The 22005-nt window shown below is 46.9% G+C and carries 21 protein-coding genes; 15 read left to right on the top strand and 6 right to left on the bottom strand.

Features of this window, described 5'->3' with window-relative positions:
• Positions 1-283: 283 nt before the first annotated feature.
• Positions 284-673 carry a 6-pyruvoyl trahydropterin synthase family protein gene (locus NG792_RS17065; RefSeq protein ID WP_261199118.1) on the top strand — a complete coding sequence of 130 codons (390 nt, stop codon included), beginning with the start codon at positions 284-286 and terminating at the stop codon, positions 671-673.
• A gap of 86 nt (positions 674-759) precedes the next feature.
• On the opposite strand, the gene NG792_RS17060 is transcribed toward NG792_RS17065, so the two are convergent.
• Positions 760-1083: a DUF4926 domain-containing protein gene (locus NG792_RS17060; protein WP_261236172.1), complete on the bottom strand. Its 324-nt coding sequence runs from the start codon at positions 1081-1083 to the stop codon at positions 760-762.
• A gap of 324 nt (positions 1084-1407) precedes the next feature.
• On the opposite strand from NG792_RS17060, the gene metH reads away from it, so the two are divergent.
• The 8 genes from metH (at position 1408) to NG792_RS17020 (ending at position 9443) form a co-directional block, all read left to right on the top strand.
• Positions 1408-5004 (top strand): methionine synthase, encoded by a 3597-nt coding sequence (metH, locus tag NG792_RS17055; protein WP_261199114.1) that lies wholly within the window; start codon positions 1408-1410, stop codon positions 5002-5004.
• 475 nt (positions 5005-5479) lie between these two features.
• The gene (locus tag NG792_RS17050) at positions 5480-5821 is read left to right on the top strand and encodes an NADH-quinone oxidoreductase subunit K (protein ID WP_261236171.1); all 342 of its coding nucleotides are present in this window, start codon (positions 5480-5482) and stop codon (positions 5819-5821) included.
• Positions 5818-7263, top strand: coding sequence for a cation:proton antiporter (locus NG792_RS17045; RefSeq protein WP_261236170.1), 1446 nt, complete (start codon positions 5818-5820; stop codon positions 7261-7263). Before NG792_RS17050 ends, NG792_RS17045 begins: the two co-directional genes overlap by 4 nt.
• 1 nt (position 7264) lies before the next feature.
• Positions 7265-7654 (top strand): cation:proton antiporter, encoded by a 390-nt coding sequence (locus NG792_RS17040; RefSeq protein WP_261236169.1) that lies wholly within the window; start codon positions 7265-7267, stop codon positions 7652-7654.
• 8 nt (positions 7655-7662) lie between these two features.
• Positions 7663-7908 carry a hypothetical protein gene (locus NG792_RS17035; protein WP_261199132.1) on the top strand — a complete coding sequence of 82 codons (246 nt, stop codon included), beginning with the start codon at positions 7663-7665 and terminating at the stop codon, positions 7906-7908.
• Positions 7909-7910: 2 nt separating this feature from the next.
• Positions 7911-8189, top strand: a complete 279-nt coding sequence (locus NG792_RS17030; protein ID WP_261199110.1) for a monovalent cation/H(+) antiporter subunit G — start codon at positions 7911-7913, stop codon at positions 8187-8189.
• A complete protein-coding gene (locus NG792_RS17025; protein WP_261236168.1) occupies positions 8182-8778 on the top strand; it encodes a DUF4040 domain-containing protein in 597 nt (198 codons plus the stop codon). Before NG792_RS17030 ends, NG792_RS17025 begins: the two co-directional genes overlap by 8 nt.
• Positions 8778-9443: a Na(+)/H(+) antiporter subunit B gene (locus NG792_RS17020; protein ID WP_261236167.1), complete on the top strand. Its 666-nt coding sequence runs from the start codon at positions 8778-8780 to the stop codon at positions 9441-9443. The genes NG792_RS17025 and NG792_RS17020 overlap by 1 nt, the downstream gene beginning before the upstream one ends.
• Before the next feature lie 107 nt (positions 9444-9550).
• On the opposite strand, the gene NG792_RS17015 is transcribed toward NG792_RS17020, so the two are convergent.
• Both NG792_RS17015 and NG792_RS17010 read right to left on the bottom strand, forming a co-directional pair.
• Entirely contained in the window at positions 9551-10390 is an 840-nt protein-coding gene (locus NG792_RS17015) for an SWIM zinc finger family protein (protein WP_261199107.1), read from the bottom strand.
• Positions 10391-10395: 5 nt separating this feature from the next.
• On the bottom strand, positions 10396-13548 hold the full coding sequence (locus NG792_RS17010) for a DEAD/DEAH box helicase (protein ID WP_261236166.1): 3153 nt from the start codon (positions 13546-13548) through the stop codon (positions 10396-10398).
• Positions 13549-13948: 400 nt separating this feature from the next.
• Here NG792_RS17010 and NG792_RS17005 point away from each other — a divergent pair, with 400 nt between their 5' ends.
• Positions 13949-14212 carry a hypothetical protein gene (locus NG792_RS17005; RefSeq protein WP_261199105.1) on the top strand — a complete coding sequence of 88 codons (264 nt, stop codon included), beginning with the start codon at positions 13949-13951 and terminating at the stop codon, positions 14210-14212.
• A gap of 82 nt (positions 14213-14294) precedes the next feature.
• The gene (locus NG792_RS17000) at positions 14295-15371 is read left to right on the top strand and encodes a coiled-coil domain-containing protein (RefSeq protein WP_261199104.1); all 1077 of its coding nucleotides are present in this window, start codon (positions 14295-14297) and stop codon (positions 15369-15371) included.
• Between the two features lie 14 nt (positions 15372-15385).
• Here NG792_RS17000 and NG792_RS16995 read toward each other — a convergent pair whose 3' ends face one another.
• Complete coding sequence (locus NG792_RS16995) at positions 15386-16369, bottom strand: SDR family NAD(P)-dependent oxidoreductase (RefSeq protein ID WP_261199103.1); 984 nt, start codon at positions 16367-16369, stop codon at positions 15386-15388.
• Between the two features lie 226 nt (positions 16370-16595).
• Here NG792_RS16995 and arfB point away from each other — a divergent pair, with 226 nt between their 5' ends.
• Positions 16596-17009 carry an alternative ribosome rescue aminoacyl-tRNA hydrolase ArfB gene (gene arfB / locus NG792_RS16990; RefSeq protein WP_261199102.1) on the top strand — a complete coding sequence of 138 codons (414 nt, stop codon included), beginning with the start codon at positions 16596-16598 and terminating at the stop codon, positions 17007-17009.
• Between the two features lie 96 nt (positions 17010-17105).
• Here the strand turns inward: arfB and NG792_RS16985 are convergent, their stop codons facing one another.
• On the bottom strand, positions 17106-18011 hold the full coding sequence (locus tag NG792_RS16985) for a hypothetical protein (protein WP_261199101.1): 906 nt from the start codon (positions 18009-18011) through the stop codon (positions 17106-17108).
• A 96-nt stretch (positions 18012-18107) separates the two neighbouring features.
• The gene (locus NG792_RS16980) at positions 18108-18749 is read right to left on the bottom strand and encodes a transaldolase family protein (RefSeq protein ID WP_261199100.1); all 642 of its coding nucleotides are present in this window, start codon (positions 18747-18749) and stop codon (positions 18108-18110) included.
• 84 nt (positions 18750-18833) lie between these two features.
• On the opposite strand from NG792_RS16980, the gene NG792_RS16975 reads away from it, so the two are divergent.
• From NG792_RS16975 to lepB, 3 genes are all read left to right on the top strand, one after another.
• Positions 18834-19436 (top strand): 4Fe-4S single cluster domain-containing protein, encoded by a 603-nt coding sequence (locus NG792_RS16975; RefSeq protein WP_261199099.1) that lies wholly within the window; start codon positions 18834-18836, stop codon positions 19434-19436.
• A gap of 8 nt (positions 19437-19444) precedes the next feature.
• On the top strand, positions 19445-20218 hold the full coding sequence (locus tag NG792_RS16970) for an SDR family oxidoreductase (RefSeq protein WP_261236165.1): 774 nt from the start codon (positions 19445-19447) through the stop codon (positions 20216-20218).
• Positions 20219-20471: 253 nt separating this feature from the next.
• On the top strand, positions 20472-21947 hold the full coding sequence (gene lepB, locus NG792_RS16965) for a signal peptidase I (protein ID WP_261199097.1): 1476 nt from the start codon (positions 20472-20474) through the stop codon (positions 21945-21947).
• The last annotated feature ends 58 nt before the right edge of the window (positions 21948-22005 follow it).

The raw sequence follows: 22005 nt of genomic DNA, 5'->3' as shown, positions 1-22005 counted from the left end.
TAAGGGTCGGTGGATAAACCGTTGGATTCAAAAGGCTTTTGGGAGATTAGACTCCCGAAAGCCCCATACTACTCCGGGGATGTGGACTGGCAAGATAGGGTAAACGCCAGGATGCGGAAGGCGATCGACTCTACAGGAGTCACTTCTGCCAGGAGTTTTAGAACCGCCGTGGTATGTTTTAAGAGAGTTTCGACTATACTAAAAGATTATTTCAACCGCAGTGGATCGGATCCTTAATTATTGTCCGAATCGAGGAGGGTTGCGATCGCATGAGGGAAAAACAATGCCAAAATGGAAAGTCACAACAGAATTCACCTTTGATAGCGCCCACTTCATCAAAGACTACGATGGACCCTGTGGACGGATGCATGGACATACCTATCGAGTGCGCATAGAAGCCACAACCCACAAGCTGCACTCCTCTGAATACTGCCCCCATGAGGTCATGGTTGCCGATTTCAAAACCCTCCGTTGGGCAAAACGCGACGTCACCAAAGGCGGATTAGATCACTGTGTCCTCAATGACGTCATGCCACCGGAATACGAAACCACCGCAGAGATGATCGCCAAATACATTTACGACGAAACCAAACGCCGGTTACCAGAAGGGGTGCGCTTAAAGGTAGCCGTCTCAGAAACCCCAAATTCCTGGGCTGAGTATGAGGATGATTGAGGGGAAGAATAGAAAAGCAGCCTTTGTGAAAGCTGCTTTTTTGTGAGGAATTGACAGGATGGGGAGGGTTTGAGCAATTGCTAAATTTATCCACTTTTCCCAGGAGAATAAACAGACCGAGCAAACTCTAAAACTTCCTGTTGACGTTCCTCCGACAACCGGGAAAGCACCGCCCCCAGCCGATCAGATACGGAAAGCCAACTCTTTGTACTGGCTTTCCAAACCACGAGAAACTCTTCCGAGGAGAGGGTACATAACGCTAGAGTTTCTCCCTCTTCATTGGCAAATTCAACCTCATACTCTCCTTCGGCAAAACACTCCACAATCGCGCCCTGACTTCCGGCTTTCAGATGATAATTTGGCAAATCAACTAACAGTTCAATGACATCAAATAACTCTGGCTCAATCATAGTCTTTTTATAACATATAGTGTCACTAATCTAGCAGAATAACTTTCCGATTCTACTTTACAACCCGTGCGATCGCCCTCTCCCCACCCATCCCATTGACAATCTGTAATAGCCGGTTGATTTATCCCAGAACCGATCGCCCCCAATCCGCCATAAACCAGAGGTGCCCAGCCGAAAGGGGCCTACCCTGTGCTGATTATACTTTCACTCGCGATCGCACCCAGGGGGGAGAGTGGATCCAAAAACTGGTAGTCTGGACTGCTGAACCTCAAACCCCAGAATAAGATAAAGTAATCACATACTAAATCTTATCTTGATGTTGCTATGACCCCTGCTTTTCTTCAACGTCTCCATAGTCCCGATCGCCCAGTGATAGTCTTTGATGGTGCAATGGGTACCAGTCTGCAATTTCAAAACCTGACTGCTGATGACTTTGGCGGCAAGGAATTGGAAGGCTGCAACGAATATCTCGTCTATACGAAGCCAGAAGCGGTGAAAACTGTCCATCGCGGGTTCCTGGAAGCCGGTGCCGATGTCATCGAAACCGACACCTTTGGCGGGACTTCCATTGTGTTGGCGGAATATGATCTCGGCGATCGCGCTTATGAACTGAATAAAATGGCGGCGGAATTGGCTAAAAGTGTGGCTGCCGAATATTCTACGCCGGAAAAACCTCGGTTTGTAGCCGGTTCAATGGGTCCGGGGACGAAATTGCCAACTTTGGGACATATTGAGTTTGATACCCTGAAAAATGCTTTTAGTGAACAAGCTGAGGGTTTGATTGATGGCGGCGTTGATTTATTAATTGTGGAAACTTGTCAGGATGTGTTGCAAATTAAAGCAGCATTGAATGGCATTGAAGCGGTTTTTGAAAAAAGAGGTCAGCGGTTACCCTTGATGGTTTCCATCACGATGGAAGTCATGGGGACAATGTTGGTGGGTTCGGATATTAGTGCAGCTTTGGCCATTTTAGAACCCTATCCCATTGATATTTTGGGTCTCAATTGTGCGACGGGTCCGGATAAAATGAAGGAACATATCCGGTATTTGGCTGAAAATTCTCCCTTTGTGGTGTCTTGTATTCCTAATGCGGGGTTACCGGAAAATATTGGGGGACAAGCGCATTACAAGTTGACGCCGATGGAGTTGCGGATGGCGTTGATGCACTTTGTGGAAGATTTGGGAGTGCAGGTGATTGGGGGATGTTGTGGGACGCAAGCCCCTCACATTGCTCAGTTAGCCGAATTGTCTAAGACTTTGAAGCCGAAGGAGCGATCGGTGCGGGTTTGGGGTGAAAATGGCAGTCCCCCGCCTCGCAATTTGTTTCAATATACACCGGCGGCGGCTTCGATTTATAGTGCTCAACCTTATGAACAGGATAACTCGTTCCTGATTGTCGGGGAACGGCTGAATGCCAGCGGTTCTAAGAAGTGCCGGGAGATGCTGAATGCGGAAGATTGGGATGGATTAGTGGCCCTGGGACGGGAGCAAGTGCGAGAAGGCGCTCACATTTTGGATGTGAACGTGGACTATGTGGGACGGGATGGGGTGCGCGATATGCACGAGTTGGTGTCCCGATTGGTGACGAATGTGACCCTGCCTCTGATGCTGGATTCCACGGAATGGGAGAAGATGGAGGCGGGGTTGAAAGTTGCCGGGGGTAAGTGTTTGATGAACTCGACTAACTATGAAGATGGGGAACCCCGGTTCTACAAAGTGCTGGATTTGGCGAAGCAGTATGGTGCGGGGGTGGTTGTTGGGACGATTGATGAGGAGGGGATGGCGCGGACTGCCGATCGCAAGTTTGAAATTGCCAAGCGGGCTTATGATGCAGCGATCGCCTATGGTGTCCCCGCCCATGAATTGTTTTTTGATACCCTGGCGTTACCAATTTCTACGGGGATTGAAGAAGATCGCGCGAATGGCAAAGCTACAATTGAATCAATTCGCCGCATTCGGGAAGAACTGCCCGGTTGTCACATTTTGTTAGGGGTTTCTAATATTTCCTTCGGCTTAAATCCGGCGGCGCGACAAGTGCTGAATTCGGTGTTTTTACATGAAGCAATGCAGGCGGGGTTGGATAGCGCCATTGTTAGCGCCAGTAAGATTTTACCCTTGGCAAAAATTGACCCGGAACAGCAAGAAGTCTGCCTGGATTTGATTTACGATCGCCGTCGGTTTGAGGGGGATGTTTGTATCTATGACCCCCTGGCGAAAGTGACGGAATTTTTCCAAGGAAAAACCACGAAACGGGACCGCTCGATTGATGCCAGTTTGCCCATTGAACAGCGGCTCAAAAATCATATTATTGATGGCGAACGGATTGGGTTGACGGAAGCCCTCACCGTGGCGTTAGAAACTTATCCGCCTCTGGAGATTATCAATCAGTATCTTCTGGATGGAATGAAGGTGGTTGGGGAATTGTTCGGTTCTGGACAAATGCAATTACCCTTTGTGTTGCAATCGGCGGAAACAATGAAGGCAGCGGTTGCTTATCTTGAACCTTTTATGGAAAAAGAAGGGTCTGAAGATAATAATGCCAAAGGCACAGTGATTATTGCCACAGTGAAAGGCGATGTTCACGATATTGGTAAAAATTTGGTGGATATTATTCTGACGAATAATGGCTATCGGGTGATTAATTTAGGGATTAAGCAGCCGGTGGAGAATATTATCCAAGCCTACGAGGAACATCGGGCGGATTGCATTGCCATGAGTGGACTGTTGGTGAAGTCTACTGCATTTATGAAAGAAAATCTGGAGGTGTTTAACGAACGGGGAATCAGCGTTCCTGTGATTTTGGGGGGTGCGGCGCTAACTCCGAAGTTTGTCCATGAGGATTGTCAGAATACTTACAAAGGTCAAGTGATTTACGGTAAAGATGCCTTTTCTGACTTGCATTTTATGGATAAATTGATGCCTGCTAAGGCGGCGCAAAATTGGAATGATTTTACGGGATTTTTGGATGAGGCTGAAGCGAAAGGAAATGGGGGATTAGCCACCTCGGAGAATGGGAAAAAGCTAGAAAAGGCTACTCCCAAATCTCCAGAACCGCAGGAAGTGGATACGCGCCGTTCTGAGGCGGTGGCGATTGAAATTGAGCGTCCTACGCCGCCATTTTGGGGAACGAAAGTGCTGCAACCGGAGGATATTCCTTTGGCGGAAGTGTTCGAGTATATGGATTTACAAGCGCTGTTTGTGGGACAATGGCAATTCCGCAAGCCCCAAGGTCAATCTCGGGAAGAGTATGATGCGTTTCTGGCGGAAACGGTACATCCCATTTTAGCGACTTGGAAGGAACGGATATTCTCGGAGAAGTTGTTACATCCCCAGGCGGTTTATGGTTATTTTCCCTGTCAGGCTGAGGGGAATAGTTTGCTGGTTTATCAGCCGGAGGAAGGGGAAAAAGGTGCGGTAACTGAACCCGTTGCTACCTTTGAGTTTCCACGGCAAAAGTCGATGCGGCGGTTATGTATTGCGGACTTTTTTGCACCGAAAGAAACGGGTCATATTGATGTGTTTCCGATGCACGCGGTGACGGTGGGGGAAGTGGCGACAGAGTATGCCAAACAGTTGTTTGATGGCGATCGCTATACGGATTATTTGTATTTTCATGGGATTGCGGTGCAAACAGCGGAGGCGATCGCCGAATGGTTACACGCCCGAATTCGCCGGGAGTTGGGATTTGCCAGTGAAGAACCGGATAATATTCGGGAGATTTTGCAGCAGCGTTATCGCGGTTCTCGGTATAGTTTTGGCTATCCCGCTTGTCCGAATATGCAGGACCAGTATAAACAATTGGATTTGTTAGGCAGCGATCGCATTCACTTGTATATGGATGAAAGTGAACAGCTTTATCCGGAACAATCCACCACGGCGATCGTTACCTATCACCCAGTTGCGAAATACTTTAGCGCCTAATCTCTCCCTGGGCAGAACGCAATTTCAACTCAAGAGGTTGAGGCGATAATTCTGGCTGGATTCCTCGTTCCCCCCTTGAACCCCCTCTGGTCCCCCTTAAATGCCCCTCCCTTCCCCCGATCCTCGGGGGAAGCCACAGGAATAAATGTTTAATTTCCCGGGGAAGCCACAAAAAGAAATGTTGGATTCACGGGGGCTTTTTTGTTCGCCCTGAAGGGTTCCGATAGAGAGACTCAATGATTCAGATAGGGGAAATTCCGGAATCGACCGGATTTTCTCAGGAGGGCTTTTAAAGATTCAATCCCATAAGTCTTTTTACAGCAGGATCTATAAGCCAAACTCCCTAACCCACCCGAAAAATTCTTATGATGTTTTCCCGGGAGGATATTTCAAAGTGTAGGCGATTACGGTACAATCATTATATTAAATAGTTCACTGAACGTAACCCGTCCTCCTTACCTCGCCTACCCTTGCTGTGTTAGAAGCTTTTGTCATTACCACCATTTTGTGTGGATTTTTCGGAATTCTCTTTAAAAAGAACCTAGTAATGAAAATTGTCTCAATGGATATCATGAGTACAGGGGTGATTGCCTATTATGTATTCGTGGCATCCCGAGGCGGTTTCATTACCCCTATTACGGGCGTCGATGGGGCTGACAAAGTAACCTACGCTGATCCAGTTCCCCAAGCCGTAATTTTAACGGCGATTGTGATTGGGTTTTCAATTCAGGCTTTAATGTTAGTTGGGGTGATGAAATTAGCCCGGGATAATCCCACTTTAGAACTCACAGAAATCGAAAAAAATAACACCCCATGAATACCCTGACAATCGGCTGGATGGCCCTGCCCTTTTTGGCAGGATTTACCATTTTTATCATTCCTCAACTTGATCGCTACCTTGCCACCCTGACGCTGGTGGCTTCCGCCGCATTTGCCGCAAAAATCTTTTTACTCGAATCGCCGCTGGCTTTGCAATTACTAGATTCGGCGGGGGTGACTTTATTCATTGATCCCGTTAGCGCTTACTTTATTTTAACCAATGCTTTGGTAAGCGCTGCGGTGATTTTGTACTGCTGGCAAACGGAGAAAAGTGCATTCTTTTATGCCCAGATGATTATTCTGCATGGTAGCCTCAATGCCGCCTTTATTTGCACCGATTTTATGAGCTTATATGTGGCGCTAGAGGTGAGCGGAATTGCGGCTGCATTGCTGGTGAGCTATCCGAGAACTGATCGCTCAATTTGGGTGGCATTGCGCTATCTATTTGTTAGCAATATCGCCATGTTGTTTTATTTGGTGGGGGCAGTTCTAGTTTATAAAGCGCATCATTCCTTTAGTTTTGAAGGATTGCGCGGTGCACCCCCGGAAGCTTTAGCTTTAATTTTCATGGCTTTGTTAACCAAGGCGGGGATTTTTGTCTCGGGATTGTGGTTACCATTAACTCATTCAGAATCAGAAACGCCGGTTTCGGCCCTGTTGTCGGGAATTGTCGTCAAAGCCGGTGCATATCCCTTAGTGCGTTGCGCTCTAATTTTAGAAGAAGTGAGCCCAATTGTGCAGATTTTTGGAGTGGGAGCAGCGATTTTTGGGGTGAGTTATGCCGTCTTTGAAAAAGATACCAAACGCCTGTTAGCGTTTAGCACCGTTTCCCAGTTAGGGTGGATTATTTCTGCCCCGGAAGTCGCAGGTTTTTATGCTTTAACCCACGGATTAGTGAAATCGAGTCTATTTCTAATTGCGGGAAATTTGCCGAGTCGAGAGTTTCAGGTACTGCAAACTAAGCCGATGAATACCGCCCTCTGGATTCCCCTGTGTTTAGCGGGTTTATCTATCTCCGGATTTCCCTTATTTGCGGGGTTTGAAGCTAAGATGTTAACCCTACAAAATTTGCTCTCTTGGCAAAGTATCCCCATGAATCTGGCGGCAGTAGGAACGGTAATCTGCTTTTCCAAGTTAATTTTTCTCCCTCATGATTTCCAGGCTGAACCTAAACAACCCATGCGGGTTGGGTTTTGGTTGGCGATCGCTCTCTTGCTGGGGGGATTAATTGTCGCCAATGCGGTTCATTATGACGTTTATACCGTAGCCAATATTCTCAAAGCGATTGGGATTGTGGCAGGTGGTGCAGTGATTTATCTAGCCCTCATTCAACGGTGGGTTGTGAATTTACCGCGAATGTTCGAGGAATTTGAGCATTTAGTTGGGGTGATGAGTCTGATTTCAGTTCTGCTGTTCTGGTTTGCCTGGAGTTGGCATTAATATGATAGGATACCTCAATTTAATCTTACGATTGGCCATCTGGTTTCTGCTGACTTCGGATCTGAGTTTAGCCAATATCATAATTGGAGTCACAATTTCCCTCCTGTTGCCTCACAACGATAAAACTAGAGGGCAGCTTCAAGATTGGATGCGGGCATTGTGGGAGATGCTCGTGGCAGTTCCCACCGCCTATAAGGAAGCCTTTGAAATCATCTTGTTCCCTCATCGGTTTGAAGAAATTACCCTGGAACAAGCCCCCCCTCGTCGTTCCGCAGGATTGATTTTTTTAGACATTTTTTTGATTACCTTTACCCCCAAGACGATTGTTTCCAGATATCACGAAGAAGGGTGGTATGAAGTCCATCGTTTACGCCGGAGAAGCCCCCAATGAATTTAACAATGAATGGCATACTGTTTGCCATGATTTTGGCACTGCTAATTCCAATTTATGAAGCCTGGAAAGATGATGATATTTGGCAAAAAATGTTAGCTTTTGCCAGTATTGCATCGAAAACTTCTATCATAATTTTGGTCATTTCTGTGTTTCGCGATGATTGGAATATCGGGGTCGCAGGAGTGATTATCCTCAGCGTGGGGAATGCCGGTTTAATGTTACTAGCTCATATCATCAAACGATTGAATTAATTATGATGGACTTCCTGAGTTATGGTTGTATCGGGTTAGGAATTTTCTTCTGGTTTTGGGGTACTTATCCGTTACTCGGGCAGCGATCAGTGTTATTTAAGCTCCATACTCTTTCGGTGTCGGATACCCTAGGTTCCATGTCTATTACCGTTGGATTGCTGTTCCAAATTCCCTCGGAATGGCCTTTGATTCTGCTGGCCCTGATTTGTTTAGCAATTTGGAATACAATTTTGGGATATGTATTAGCCTATTGTTCCATTGGAGAAGAAACTCATGACTGAGTATTATATCTATCCGCTCATGGCGCTTTTGCCCTTAACCGCTGGTATGTTAGTGATGCAATCGAATCCCTTTCATGCCCTAATTAATCGGGGGATATTAGGGGCAGTGGCGGCCTTGATTTATGGCCTCTTGGGGGCCCCAGATGTGGCGTTAACCGAAGCGTTAATGGGGACATTACTGGCGATTACCCTCTATGCGGTGGCGGTGCGTTCCTCTATGGTGATGCGGATGGGGTTTAACCAAGGGGACTGGCTCGAAGGCGATCGCCCCGCAGGAAAACCCATTGAGGATTTACGAGCGGTTTTTGCTAAACGGTATATGCGCCTTGAATTAGTCCCTTATCCCGATGACTCAGCCCTGAATCAAGCATTCGCGGATAAAGACATTCATGCCATTTATGTTAAACCAAAGCCGGTACAACCTAGCGATCGCACCTTCTCGAATACCTTAGAAAAAGTCACAGAATATCAGACAACCACCCGGATTAAGCGTCTTTATGAAATCATGAAAGATGAACTCCCCTCAGAAACAGATGTGACTTATTTCAACCCTTTAATCAGCCCTGTGAGTTCATCGGAGCAGCATTAATGAAATGGATTTATGTTCTGGCCGGGATAGCACTTTCCCTAAAAATTTTATTAACCTCTAATTTTATTGTGGCGGATGAAAGTACCCTAGAAATTGTCCAAGCGGTGATTCAGGAAAGTGGTGTTCCTAATGCCGTATCCGGGATTATTTTGAGGAATCGCTTGTACGATACTATCTTTGAAGTGGTGGTATTTTCTATTGCAATTTTTGGAGTCAATTATTTACTTGCCAATGAAAAGCCATCACCGCAGGTGCGTCAATTCAACGATCCGCCCTCCATTGTTTTAGCCCGCTTAGGGGCAACGATCGCCGCATTAGTCGGCGTCGAACTGGCAATTCGCGGCCATTTAAGTCCTGGGGGAGGGTTTGCTGCCGGGGTAGCAGGAGGGACGGCGATCGGGTTAATTGCTATTACTTCATCAATGGAAGTGATGCAGTCTATTTATAAGCGTTGGCATACGGCGACTTGGGAGAAGATTTCTGTCCTCATTTTCATCGGATTATCCATACTGACCCTGGGGGGAATTGAGTTACCTTACGGTGAGTTTGGTACCTTGCTGAGTGGGGGAATATTGCCCATTTTAAACATTCTCGTTGCTATCAAAGTAGCATTGGGTTCATGGGCGGTAATTTTGCTATTTATTCGGTATCGTGGCTTGTTGTGAGAAAGTGGTTTTTTTTAATTAGCCTACATTTTAGATTATCCTAATTTAGGCTGGGAAAAAATCTGTAATCTAGTCCCCTCCCCAATCCAAAGGGGAAGGGACTGGACTTACAAGACTTCCTTATTTTTCGTTTTGACGCGAGTGTAAAAGTCGGACATCACCTCCAGGAAGGAAATATCTTTATGCCAAAAGTGAGGAAAATCACCGGCTTTTTTAATCAAAATTGCAGGAACGATCGCCGGTTGAGACGGCGGGGGTGGGGGTGGCAGTCGCTTGGAACCCATCCAAAATTCTTTTAAATCGGCGGTGGCATTGACGGGGACTCGTTCCGGTTCGGTGTAATAAGATTCCGAGGGTTCCGGGGCGATCGCTGTTTCATGCAAGGAGGCAGAAAGCGCTTCTCCTAATGGGGTTTTTGCGAGTTCATGTTGCAAATCTTCCCGAGACAGTCCCCGCAGTTCAAAGAGTAAGAAGGGGTCGGAATCTAATTGCTGGGCAACTAAATAATAAACTCCAGCAATATGTTTACAAGGGTTGGCATAGTCGGGACAAGAACAGCTTGTTTTGAAGTCTTTGCGACTGTCGGGAAGTAAATGCAGTTTCAAATCAGCAAAGGCGGAATCAATATTATCCGGCACTTCATTCATTAACAGTTTCGAGACAAAACTGGCATTTGAGGCAATGACTTTAATCGCCTTGGACCATTGCGCTGGTGAAATCGGATTGATTTCAATTTTGACAGTATAGAGAGGTTCTTTGTAAACGCCAAAATAGGGATTCACCGAACCCCGCACTTTAGCGGTAATTTGGTTGTTGATAATCCGATATTCTTTGATTTTTCCATTATTGGCGTAGGACCGGCCCCGTCCCAGTCGGCTGGAATCGGTAAAGTCTTCTAAGGCATCAATAAAACGTTTTCCCCACCAGGTTTTGCTAAATGTTGCCATGCGGTTTACTCCAAAATTGCTTGTTTATTTAAGGCAATCAGTTTTTTGAAACTGTCGTTATCCAGTTCGGTTAGCCAGGATTCATCATTGCCGACGATCGCCGAGGAGAGGCGCTTTTTATCTTCCAGGGTGCGATCAATCCGTTCTTCCAGGGTCCCGATCGCAATAAATTTATGGACAAACACATTTTTTTCTTGTCCAATTCGGAAGGCGCGATCGGTGGCTTGATCTTCCACTGCCGGGTTCCACCAGCGATCAAAGTGGAAAACGTGATTGGCTTTCGTCAGGGTAATCCCCACCCCTCCAGCTTTTAAAGACAGAATAAAGACTGAGGGTTCGGTGTCGGGGTCTTGAAACTCTGCAATCATTTTTTCCCGTTTTTCACGCGGAGTTCCCCCATGTAGGTAGTGGGTTTTGTAATGAAAAGTCTGTTTGAGATATTTTTCTAAGGCCCCACAAATTTCGGTGAATTGGCTGAAAATCAGCAGGCTTTCTCCTTCGGCGATGACTTCTTCTACCATCTCCACTAGCCGTTCTAATTTATGCGATCGCGAGGGGAGAAACTCGCTGTTATCTTGTAGAAATTGCGCCGGATGGTTACAAACTTGCTTGAGTTTCATCAGAGTAGATAAAATCAAGCCTTTGCGCTGAATGCCTTCAGCTTGTTCTAACTGTTCTGCCACATCTTTGACCACCGCCTCATATAAGGAAGCCTGTTCTTTGGTGAGGTTGCAATATTGTTTATGTTCGACTTTATCGGGCAAATCCTTAATAATCGAACGGTCCGTTTTAACCCGACGCAGGATAAAGGGTTCTACCAATCGTTTCAACGTGGTTGATTTAATCGGGTCATTGTCTTTTTGAATGGGCATTTCAAACCCTTTGCGAAACTGGGTTTCTTTCCCCAAATATCCCGGATTCAGGAAGTTAAAAATAGACCATAAATCTAACAGCCGGTTTTCAATGGGGGTTCCCGTTAAAGCGAGGCGATGGGTGGAGGGAAGTTTGGCGATCGCCTTGGTTTGTGCCGCTTGCGGATTCTTGATATTTTGCGCTTCATCCACCACAACCCGATGCCACTTTACTCCCTTAAACAGTTTTTCATCTTTGCGGGCCAAAGTAAACGAAGTAATCACCACATCATACTTTAAACTTTCGGCTTTGAATTCCTTCTCATCGTTGAGGCGATCGCTACCGTGATGCACCATTGAAGTAATATGTGGTGCAAACCGTTCAATCTCCCGTTGCCAGTTACCAATCACCGAAGTTGGCGCAATTAATAACGTTGGTAAAGGGTTCTCTCCTCCCTCTCGTTCTAATACCAAACAAGCAATCACTTGTAACGATTTTCCCAACCCCATATCGTCCGCGAGACAGCCATTGAGTCCCAACTGTTCCAAATATTGCACCCAGGCAACCCCGCGTTTTTGATACTCTCGCAACATCCCTTGCAACTGCGCCGGATTTTCAATCGGTTCCAGACGGCTACTATCGCGAAGTTTAGCCATCATCTCCGCTAAAACTTCATCCTGTTCCACCTCAATTTCACCCGAGGCATCGCTGATTTTCTGCATAAACTCTTGCAAGGACATTTCTGGCTGTTCATCTTTATGCGACTGCCAAAATTCCAGCATTTGTTCCATTTTCTTCGGGTCTAACTCAATCCATTCCCCGCGAAATTGGACTAAGGGAGTTTTTGCTTCAACCAGTTGCTGCCATTCCTGTTCACTAACCGGCTGTCCGGCAATGGAAAGCTCATATTTATATTGAATAATGTGCTGTAAACTAAACAAACCTTTGTTTCCTTGTCCCGCTGATTTCTTTTTCGAGGAGGCTTTCAGACGGAGGGTCGCCCGTCTGCGTCCTTCCGGTGTCCACCAAGCAGGAACGATCACTTTATAGCCGGAATCTTCTAAAATCCAGGCACTTTCTTTGAGGAACTCAAAGGCTTCTGATAAGGTTAACGCTAACCCCGTGGGACGGTCCGTTTCTAGCCCTTTTGAGAGTAACGGATACATCCGGGCGGCATAGCCCAAATTTAACAGCAGATTTTTTTCAAAATCCGCCCCAAAGTTTTTGTAAAAAGTTTTTTTCTCGGTTTTATTCAACCTCCAATACTCCTCTAAGGGAAGTTTCAAAGAAAGGTCTTTTTTAGAGGCTGCTAGAAATTCAATTCGCCAATGGTCGGGCTGTTTGGCGGTTCCTTCTTTAAGTTGAAAACAGAGATAAAATGGGGCGGTTAATTGTGCACCGGATAACCGTTCTTTCCAAGTGGCCCACTGCTGGTAAACTTCTCGGGAAACATCGGACCTCTTTATACTACTTTTACTGGTGTAGATAAAAGAATCCTCCAACTGTTTGGAAACGGTTTGGGGAATGGGAGTCTGGCCGACCAAATTATTCAATAAACATTCAGAAAAATGGCGCAGCAGACTGGACGGTTCGTAAAATTCTAACGGGTTGGGGATGGCAGCAAAACCGGAAACACAGGCTAAAGGCATCGCCTCACTATACTGCTGAATATCTGTTTCATACTGGTCCGATAAAATTTCCCAATAGGAATAATACTCGTCAGTTTGAACGGTTTTAGCTTTTTTGCCTTTTCCGGTGGTAGAGGTTAGGCTAGAATACTTTAAGGCTGGAATGTATTGGTCTTTGAGAATAATTTGTTTGAGAACTTGGCTATATTGATACCAAAACATTAAATCAGCGCCAAGCTGAACCTCCGCCAGATTATTGATGGCGATAAAGTGTAAATCATTTAATGTTTTCGTTACCGATTTTACGGGGTCAGATTTGACAATATCTTCGAGGTGATAGCAATCAATTTCCCAAGGATGAAACTCGCAGGTGTCCGGGGGTTCATCTTCTAGGTAGCGAAACAGTTCCACAGAAGGCAGGGGTTTATCTTCGGTGGTGGGAAGAATAAAATACTGAGATGAAATGCGATTTTTAAGCCCATTTTGGACGAGTTCAGGAATTCCCAAGTTTGCCCGCAAAAATTCCGCCAATTCCGCTTTTTCTAAATGGGCGGGATGGCGTAAACTGGGCTGTTTCCGGCTAGGTTTGGGAATCGTTTCCACCCAGAGGTAAAATCGGCCCTGACGAATGAATTCGCTGGTATTGTTGGGGATCCAAGTGCCATGAAGGATTTTCATACACAAATCGCAAGGTTAAGAGGTTGGGGGATGTCCTACGGCGAGGCAACCGAGGAGAGATGCAATAGAGGCCCCTGATATTAGGGGTAGTTTATAGAGTACCATAATCCCTGTGGCGGGGCGATCGCCTAGGTTGGGAATCCAGGTTCAGTAACCCGGGATTGCCGGTCCCCAAATGGAAATCACGGAAAACCCTGGGGGAGATTCCACTCAGACAGAATTTCTTAATTCGTATCTTGGATTACAATTTAATGGGGGTTAAGCATTGTAATGATGTACTTACTCCAAGAAGTTTGTTACATTTATTAATAAAATTTGGGTCAAAACGGTATAAATTCACGCAGTAACTGAATAGAAAGACCGGTTAAATATTGAGCAGACCTTTAAACCAAACATTGCTATGAACCCCTTAAATTCTTTAACTTCTTGCTGTCGCAATTGTCGGTACTATGAACCGGAAGGAAGACGGGGTGGGGCTTGCCAGCAACTCAATGTCCCGGTTCAAGCAACCTGGAAATCTTGTTCTCTGGCTAGTCCAGCATTTACTCCCTCTTGGAAAGCCTTGCAAGATGTACTCCAGTGGGAACAGGAAAACCTCGATCGCACAACAGCAGCCAGTCTTACCACCCCAGACCATCCCAAAGCTGAAGTGAATCGCCGCTAGAAACGTCTTTTAAACCCTCTGTTCAATCCATTGTTTCGGTTGTTCTGTATTCTGGAAAAAGAAAATTATCCAAATCCAGGACATGACAACCTCGCCAAATCTACAACAGCAGTTCAATAAAATCGCCAATTTATTAGAGCAAATTCAGAATTTAGGTTTAGATTCTGAAGATGGAGAGACGAATTTTTTATCGTCTCTCCATCAATTTGAAACCGTCGCCCTTCCATTTGAATTCGTGCAACAGGGAATGGGACTCTGGGAGGCAATTTTTCCCCCCGAGTTGCTGCGATCGCTGGCGACGGAGGATCCGGATACCTTAGAATCCTTGGCGATCGCCTTATTGCAAACCCTGCAAACTCAACTGGCCATTTTAAACCCTTGGTTCCCCCTACTCACCACCCCTCCGGCATTAGCCGATAAAATCCGCGATCGCACCGCTCAAATTGAGCAAATTACCACGGAAAAAGCCGAACTGTTAGCGGCATCCGAGACCCTGTTCCATCGCGAATTAGAACTCCGTAAAGCTGGGGAAACATTACGAGAGTTAAAACAAACTCAGGCGGAACTCACGGCCATTGAACAGGAATTAGCAATCACGGATTTAGAAGACTTACGCCGGGACATTTCTAACCGGCAAAATGCCTTAGAACAGGACCGTAATCAGCTAGAAATTATCAAACGCCAAAAAGCTGAAATTGAAACTGAAATTGCTGCACTTCAAGGACTCAATCATCAAATTTCCCGAGAATTAGAAGGACTACAACTGCGCCGTTCTCGCTTAGAAAACCAGACCCAACAACAAGCAGTGCAACTGATTACCTTAACCGAGGCTGAACAACAACGCCTAGGAACCGCTTTAGTCCCTTTGTTAGCGGAATTAGCGGAACAACAGTCAGCTTATCAAAATGCTCAAGGGGAATTATCTCAAGCCATTGCTGATTTTAATCGCTATCAACAACAAACCCATGAATTGATGACTTATTTAAAAATTCATTATCAAACGGATGTAGAATTAGGTCAGAAACTGCCCGTGAATAAACCCCAAATCGAGACTATAATTCAGAGGATTCAGAACAATTTAGACCAATTGGATCAGGAATTAAGGATTGCTCACCAGCAACATGAGCGATCGCAGGAAAAAACCATTATCACCTTTTGAGTGAAAATCCGGTTTCAACCCAGACGGGGTGCACCCAATCGACTCAGCAGCATGAGAGACCAAGGCAGGTTAAGATTGGGAACCAGTCCGGCATAAGGTCTCAATTGGGGGACGGCAAAGGGGAGGACGAAGCGCAGGGACCGCAACGATACGGGGGATGTGCCATCTTCATCGACCAGTCCATACCGTTGCGCCACTTCTGCCACAATCTGGACCCGTCCGGTATGCTGCATCACGGTGGGGTCGGCAGCTAAAGCGGCGATCGCCCGTCCGGTGAGGAGGGGTGTTTCCCAGTTGTACCGTTCTCGGAATCCAGAAAATTGGCGATCGTTTATCTCACTTGCCGCCATTTGATCCGCCATACTGGACATTAGTTCCGTCCCTACAATTCCCGGCCAAATCGAGAGGGAGGCGACATTATAGGGTTTGAGTTCCACCGCCATATCTGCCGCGAGGCGATCGCAACCGGATTTCCCCACCCCATAAGGCACTCCAAAAATATAAGATAGCCCTCCCCAAGAGGAAATCGTACAAATCAGCCCCTGCTGACGCGGGGCCATCATTCGCGCCCCCAAAACACTCGTCACATAGTGACTCCGCAAACCCACATTGTTACAAGCATCCCAAAAACTCGGTTCACTCTCCCAGAATGGCCGACCCTGACTATTCATTAAAGTTTGCACCCCGGCATATACATTGTTCACCAAGAGGTCAAGCTGGCCGAAATCCGATTGAATCCGCTCAAACAGCGATCGCACTTGGTCATCATCACTATGGTCCACCTGCACAGGGATACATAGCCCTCCTGCCGCTTCCACTGCCGCTTCGGTCTCTTTCAAACTCCCCGACAGTTCCCCCTCTCCACTCGTCGGGTCCAGACTGCGCCCGGTGATATACACCGTCGCCCCCGCTTCCCCCAGTCCAATGGCGATGCCTTTACCCAGGCCCCGGGTTGCCCCGGTTACAACAGTAACTTTGCCCTCAAGTGGTTTAGTCATGATAAATTGATGATTATTTGGGTTATGAATTTCGCAATTAATGACTCATTTTACTACAAGCAGTGGGTTTCGGTGGAAATTAGCCCTTATCCCTGAGCTATTTTTATAAGGCATCTTCCCCCACTCACCCATTCCCGGATGGTTTATAATAGAATCGCGGTCAAATGCTAATTCTCTAACAAGTTGCTGAACCAACCCCGTGAAATTCTCATTTTATTACTAAATTATGCTACAAATTTCTAACAGCGTCAGTATCCTAGAAAACGAAATTCAAATTAGTGCAGTTCGTTCTCAAGGAGCCGGGGGTCAAAATGTAAATAAGGTAGCAACGGCGATTCATTTGCGTTTTGATATCAAAGCATCTTCCCTACCGGAACGCTACAAAAATCGCCTATTGACTCTCAGCGATCATCGGATTACCCAAGAGGGTGTAATTATTATCAAAGCTCAAGAATCTCGCAGTCAGTTAGAAAACCGCAATGAAGCCTTGCTGCGCTTGCAAGAATTGATTAAAAGTGCCGTTGCTGTGCCTAAAAAGCGCTTTAAAAGCAAACCGACTCGCAGTTCTCAGCGCAAACGCCTCGACAGTAAAACGAAGCGCGGACAGATTAAAGCGATGAGACGGACAGTTATGGATTAATCATCCTGCTTAAAACAGCGGCGAGATTCATTGGGGGAAATTTCTTTTTCAAAGGCGATATGGAGTGGCATCATTATGCCACTCCATATCAAGAAACTAGGACCGGCCAAAGCGTTGCAGTAACTCTTCCCGAGAAAGGGTTAATAACAACGGAATTAATTCTTCACCCGATACCTGTAATAATGCCTCGATAATGGAAGCGAGTTCTTCATCAATCGAACCAAATCGAAACTTGAGAAGCTCTTGAACCCTTTGCTTCCGTTCTTGTTGGACTCCTCGTTGGAGACCCTCCTGTAAGGTGGCTTCTCGCCACTGGTAATAAGCTGGTGATAAGTTCATAATTAACTCCGGATTTTCTTCCTCTTGATTTTGCCTGAGTTGTACGTTGATGCGCCAGTTTGACAGAATTTCTAACAGGTTGCGCCGGAATGGATGTCCCTGGGGTAGAGAGAGTAACTCATTCACGGCTTGTTGTTGGGTGGCCCCTCTTCCTAAGACTCGCAACCATAGGGTATTGAGGTTGGCGGGGAGTTGGTCGATCGCCACTAATGCTGTCTTCTCAAATTCTGGCATAAAATAAATCCCGGGTAGCCAGTTCCCGGACTCATCGAGTTGTGCGCCAAATCCGTTCACCAGTCTTTCGGAACAAGAGGGGGACAACACCCAGAGTCGCGGTAAGTCCGATTCCCCCAGGGAGTTCTTTTCCCGTCGCGCTTGTCGCAGCAAGTCCCCTTGTAGGGAGTAGAGTTTGAGTTTGCAGGTTCTAATCTCCACAGGGGTGGGAGCGTTTCTAAACACTTCAAATAAGCCCGTTGTCGCTGCCATTTGTCCTAGAACTCCCAGGGTTTCTGGCGCAGTGGAGGGGGTGGCGGCGGGGACGAAATAGACGTCGATTTGTCGCACTTCGCTGGGAACATCACGACTGGTTTGGACTTGTCCCAGATATGCTAATAATTCCTCTAAATATTGTTTAGCAAATTGGTCATGAGCAGTTCGGGTCATGATTCGGTTTAATTGCGGATATCCCTGATATGGAAAATAGGAGTGCGTTAGCCAAGCCTGTGCACTCCTATTATTATAAACCAATTTTGTCGCCTATTAGGACAAACTTAAACCTCTCCCTTTGTGATTGAATTCTTCTACAGTTTGTTGCGAGAGTTCATGGGAGGAAATTGCTCTCAACATGGCGAGGGGTAAGGTTAAGTGATGGGCCCCGGCTTGTAAGGCGGCGGCGGCTTCTTCTGGGGATTTAATGCTGGCGGCGAGAATTTCTACGTCACTGCCTTTTAGAATATCTGCCATCGATCGCACTAAAGCAATGCCATCCCCTAATAATCGGGTGGCGCGGTTGACGTAGGCGATCGCCATTTTTGCCCCCGCTTCCTTTGCGACGGCAGCTTGGGCAGCACTATAAATCGCCGTAACGGAACAAGGTATGTCTGGAGATAGATGCGCGACCACTTCAAATCCAACCGGGGTGGCGGGAACCTTTAAAATAGTGCGATCGCCAATAAGTTCCCGCGCTTTTTGACCTTCCCTGACCATTCCCTGAAAATCCGACGCCGTAAGTTGGTAAAATAATGGCCCCGATGTGAGGGTAACCAATTTTTTTAACGTATCTTCCGCAGATAACTCACTCGTTGCCAATAACGTCGGATTGGTGGTGATTCCCTTGACCCAGCCCATCTTTTGGGCCAGTTCTGCCTCGGCGGCGATCGCTGAATCTAAATAAATTGCCATGATTCTACTCCCTTTGAGTTCCATCCCAAAAATACGGGAAATTGGTTACTCTTGACAATGGACCATACCCCCAACCCTAACCCAATGACCTTACTGAACTTAGCAGAACTTTGTCCCATCACCCGCACTCTCGGTCCGGGTCAACGGTTTGCCATTTGGGTGCAAGGCTGTTGTTTTAACTGTTCCGGTTGTATCTCTCCGGATTGGATTCCCCAGGTATCCGGGACTTGGGTGGAACCGCGACGCTTGGCGGAAACAATTTTATCCGTCCCGGGAACAGAAGGGTTAACGGTTTCCGGGGGAGAACCGATGTTACAGGCACAGGCACTCAGTGAATTATTTGAACTTTTGGCAGAGATGGATTGTTCGATTATCTGCTATACCGGGTTTACCTTAGAACAGTTACAGGCGAAATCCGACCCGGCGATCGCCCGAGTCCTGTCCCAAATTGATGTGTTAATTGATGGACTGTATATTCCAGAACTTAACGATAACCAAGGGTGGCGCGGTTCGGGCAATCAACAGGTGCATTTTCTCACCCCTAGGTTGTTAGCGGAAGCGAGTGCTTTTTCCTCTCGTCGGCGCGATGTGGAAATTCACCTGAGAAATGATTCCGCTTTGATGGTGGGTGTACCGCCTCGCCATTTCTCTGATACCTTTAAACAGGCCATTGATAAGAGTTTATAGCAAGGATTATGGTGTCTCTCAAGGGTAAAATTGTTTTGATTACGGGTGCAAGTAGTGGAATTGGGGCCGCTTGCGCCCAATTGTTGGCCCAGGCGGGTGCAGATTTGATTTTGGCGGCGCGGCGTTTGGAACGGGTGCAGGAGTTAGGCACTCAACTGGCGCAACAGTATCACATTCAGACTCATGTTTTGGGGTTAGATGTCTGCGATCGCCAAGCGGTTGACGCTACTCTGAATCATCTTCCGGACCCTTGGAATCGGATTGATATTTTAGTCAATAATGCGGGTTTGAGTCGGGGATTATCCAAACTCCATGAAGGCAATATCGATGACTGGGAAGAAATGCTAGATACCAATGTCAAGGGATTGCTATATGTGACTCGGGCGGTGGTGCCCCAGATGGTGGAACGGCAATCCGGTCATGTGGTGAATATTGGCTCGATCGCCGGTCGAGTCGCCTATCCGGGGGGGAATGTGTACTGTGCCTCAAAAGCGGCAGTAAGGGCGATTTCCGACGGGTTGAAGCAAGATTTAATCGGGACTCCAGTGCGGGTGACGGAAATCGAACCGGGTTTAGTGGAAACGGAATTTAGTCTCGTGCGCTTTCATGGCGACTGCGATCGCGCTGAAAAGGTATATCAAGATTTAACCCCCCTCACCGGGGAAGATATTGCCGATTTAGTGCTTTTTTCGGTCACTCGACCCCCCCATGTAAATATTAGCGAAATGTTGGTAGTGCCAGTGGATCAGGCCAATGCTACCCTCGTTCATCGGCGACGTTAAACTAAATTAAAGATGCGCGTGAAGGATAGACTACAGATGCAATCTACGACTCATGGTGACGGGTTAACTATAAACTTCTGGCAGAATTCTCTCAAGCCCCCCTTAACAAGGGGATTGGGGGGATCAATCCGGACTTTGGCAAGAAGTCTTATCACCCAACACTGGGCGATATTCCAGACAAACCAACTCTCAACGGGGCGAGGGTTGAGTGTTGCGGTGATTTGTGCTGTACCGGATTTTGGGGAATAGGGTCATGACACCGGCAAAGCTACAAGCACAAGCGAAACAAGGCGATCTACGGGCGATCGCCGCCTTGATTGATGAGTGTTTAACCCCCCACGGCATGAGAGCTCAGGTGCGCTTGCATCAGGGTTTACTGTCCGTGAGTGTGCAAGCGCCGACTCCCAAACATCGGCAACGCTGCGTTGCTGCAATTCGGGAACTGCTGATGAAACTGAGAATTCCCGCAGTCGCCCGGGTCCGGATTTTGGGCAAAAATCGCGATCGCTCAGTGATTTGGAGTGAGGAATTTGCCCTAGGGAATGGAACTGATGTGCGAACCGTCGCCCCCCGACGGCGCAAACAGCAAAATGAGGACAACACCGATACCCTGGCACTGGCATTGTCCCGAGTCACCCCTCGTCCCTCCTCAACTGGCATACAACCCAGGCGATCGCGCAGGGCCAAGCTGCAAAAAGACCCGTGGTTAGCGGTTAACTTATCCGCCCTGTTTCCGGGTCTGGGGCAGATTTATGCGGGAAAAATTTTCCGAGGGTTGGGAATTATTTTAATTGAAGCCGTCTTAATTGCCGTGGCAGTTTCGGCCTTCTATAGTCCCCAGGGAAACACCCTCACCAGTTTGGGATTAGTTTTCCCAATTCTTGGCATTTATTTGGTCAATATTATAGATGCTCATCGATGTTTTAAAAACCTATCTTTTTTGCGACTAGAAAGGGTTCTTAAGAATAAAAGAAATAAAAATAATCCTTGGGTTGCAGTATTTTTATCCCAACTGTTACCCGGACTGGGCCATCTGTATTTAAAAAACGTCGGGCTAGGCGCAGTCTTGATGATTAGTCTAATTGTCGCCTCTAATATTGCCCGATTTCATCCGGGATGGTTGCTGGTTCCGCCTTTACTGTATGCGATCGCCTGTTACCATGCTTATTTTTCCTGTCCGCGATCGGCCCTCCATTCCCATGACCCGATTGTGATGATTGTGATTTTAATTGTAGCCTTCAAGCTCACCAGTATTTTGATTCCCGCTTGGGTCGAACATGATTTTGTCCAACGGTTTACAATTCCCAGTGATTCCATGGTTCCGACTCTCCGTTCCGGGGACCAAATCCTTGCTTTCAAATCTCGGGGGCGTCCTCCACAAAAGGGGGATTTGGTGGTATTTCGTGCTCCCGAATTCGCCAAAACCCTTGACCCGAATGCTGGAGATTTATTTATCAAACGCACCATTGGGATGCCTTTAGATGTAATCCGACTCAAAGATGGGATTATCTATATCAACAATGAACCCCTTTCCGAGGACTATGTTGTTGGCCCTGCCCAGTACAATTTAGACCCGCAGATAGTCCCCGCAGATAGTTATTTTGTGTTAGGCGATAATCGCAACAATAGCTTTGATTCTCACGTTTGGGGATATGTCCCCAGAAATCATATTATCGGCAAGGCGTATAAAATCTACTGGCCCCCAGACCGGATCGGACCCTTGAGGTAAATCCGCCCAGGGGAGTGTTTAGAGACTTGCTGGACACTTCTCTAAACACTGCACCTAT

The organism is Laspinema olomoucense D3b, from assembly GCF_025370785.1.
GTDB lineage: Bacteria > Cyanobacteriota > Cyanobacteriia > Cyanobacteriales > Laspinemataceae > Laspinema > Laspinema olomoucense.
Note: the sequence above shows the minus strand (reverse complement) of the source record. Positions and strands in the feature narration are given on the sequence as shown.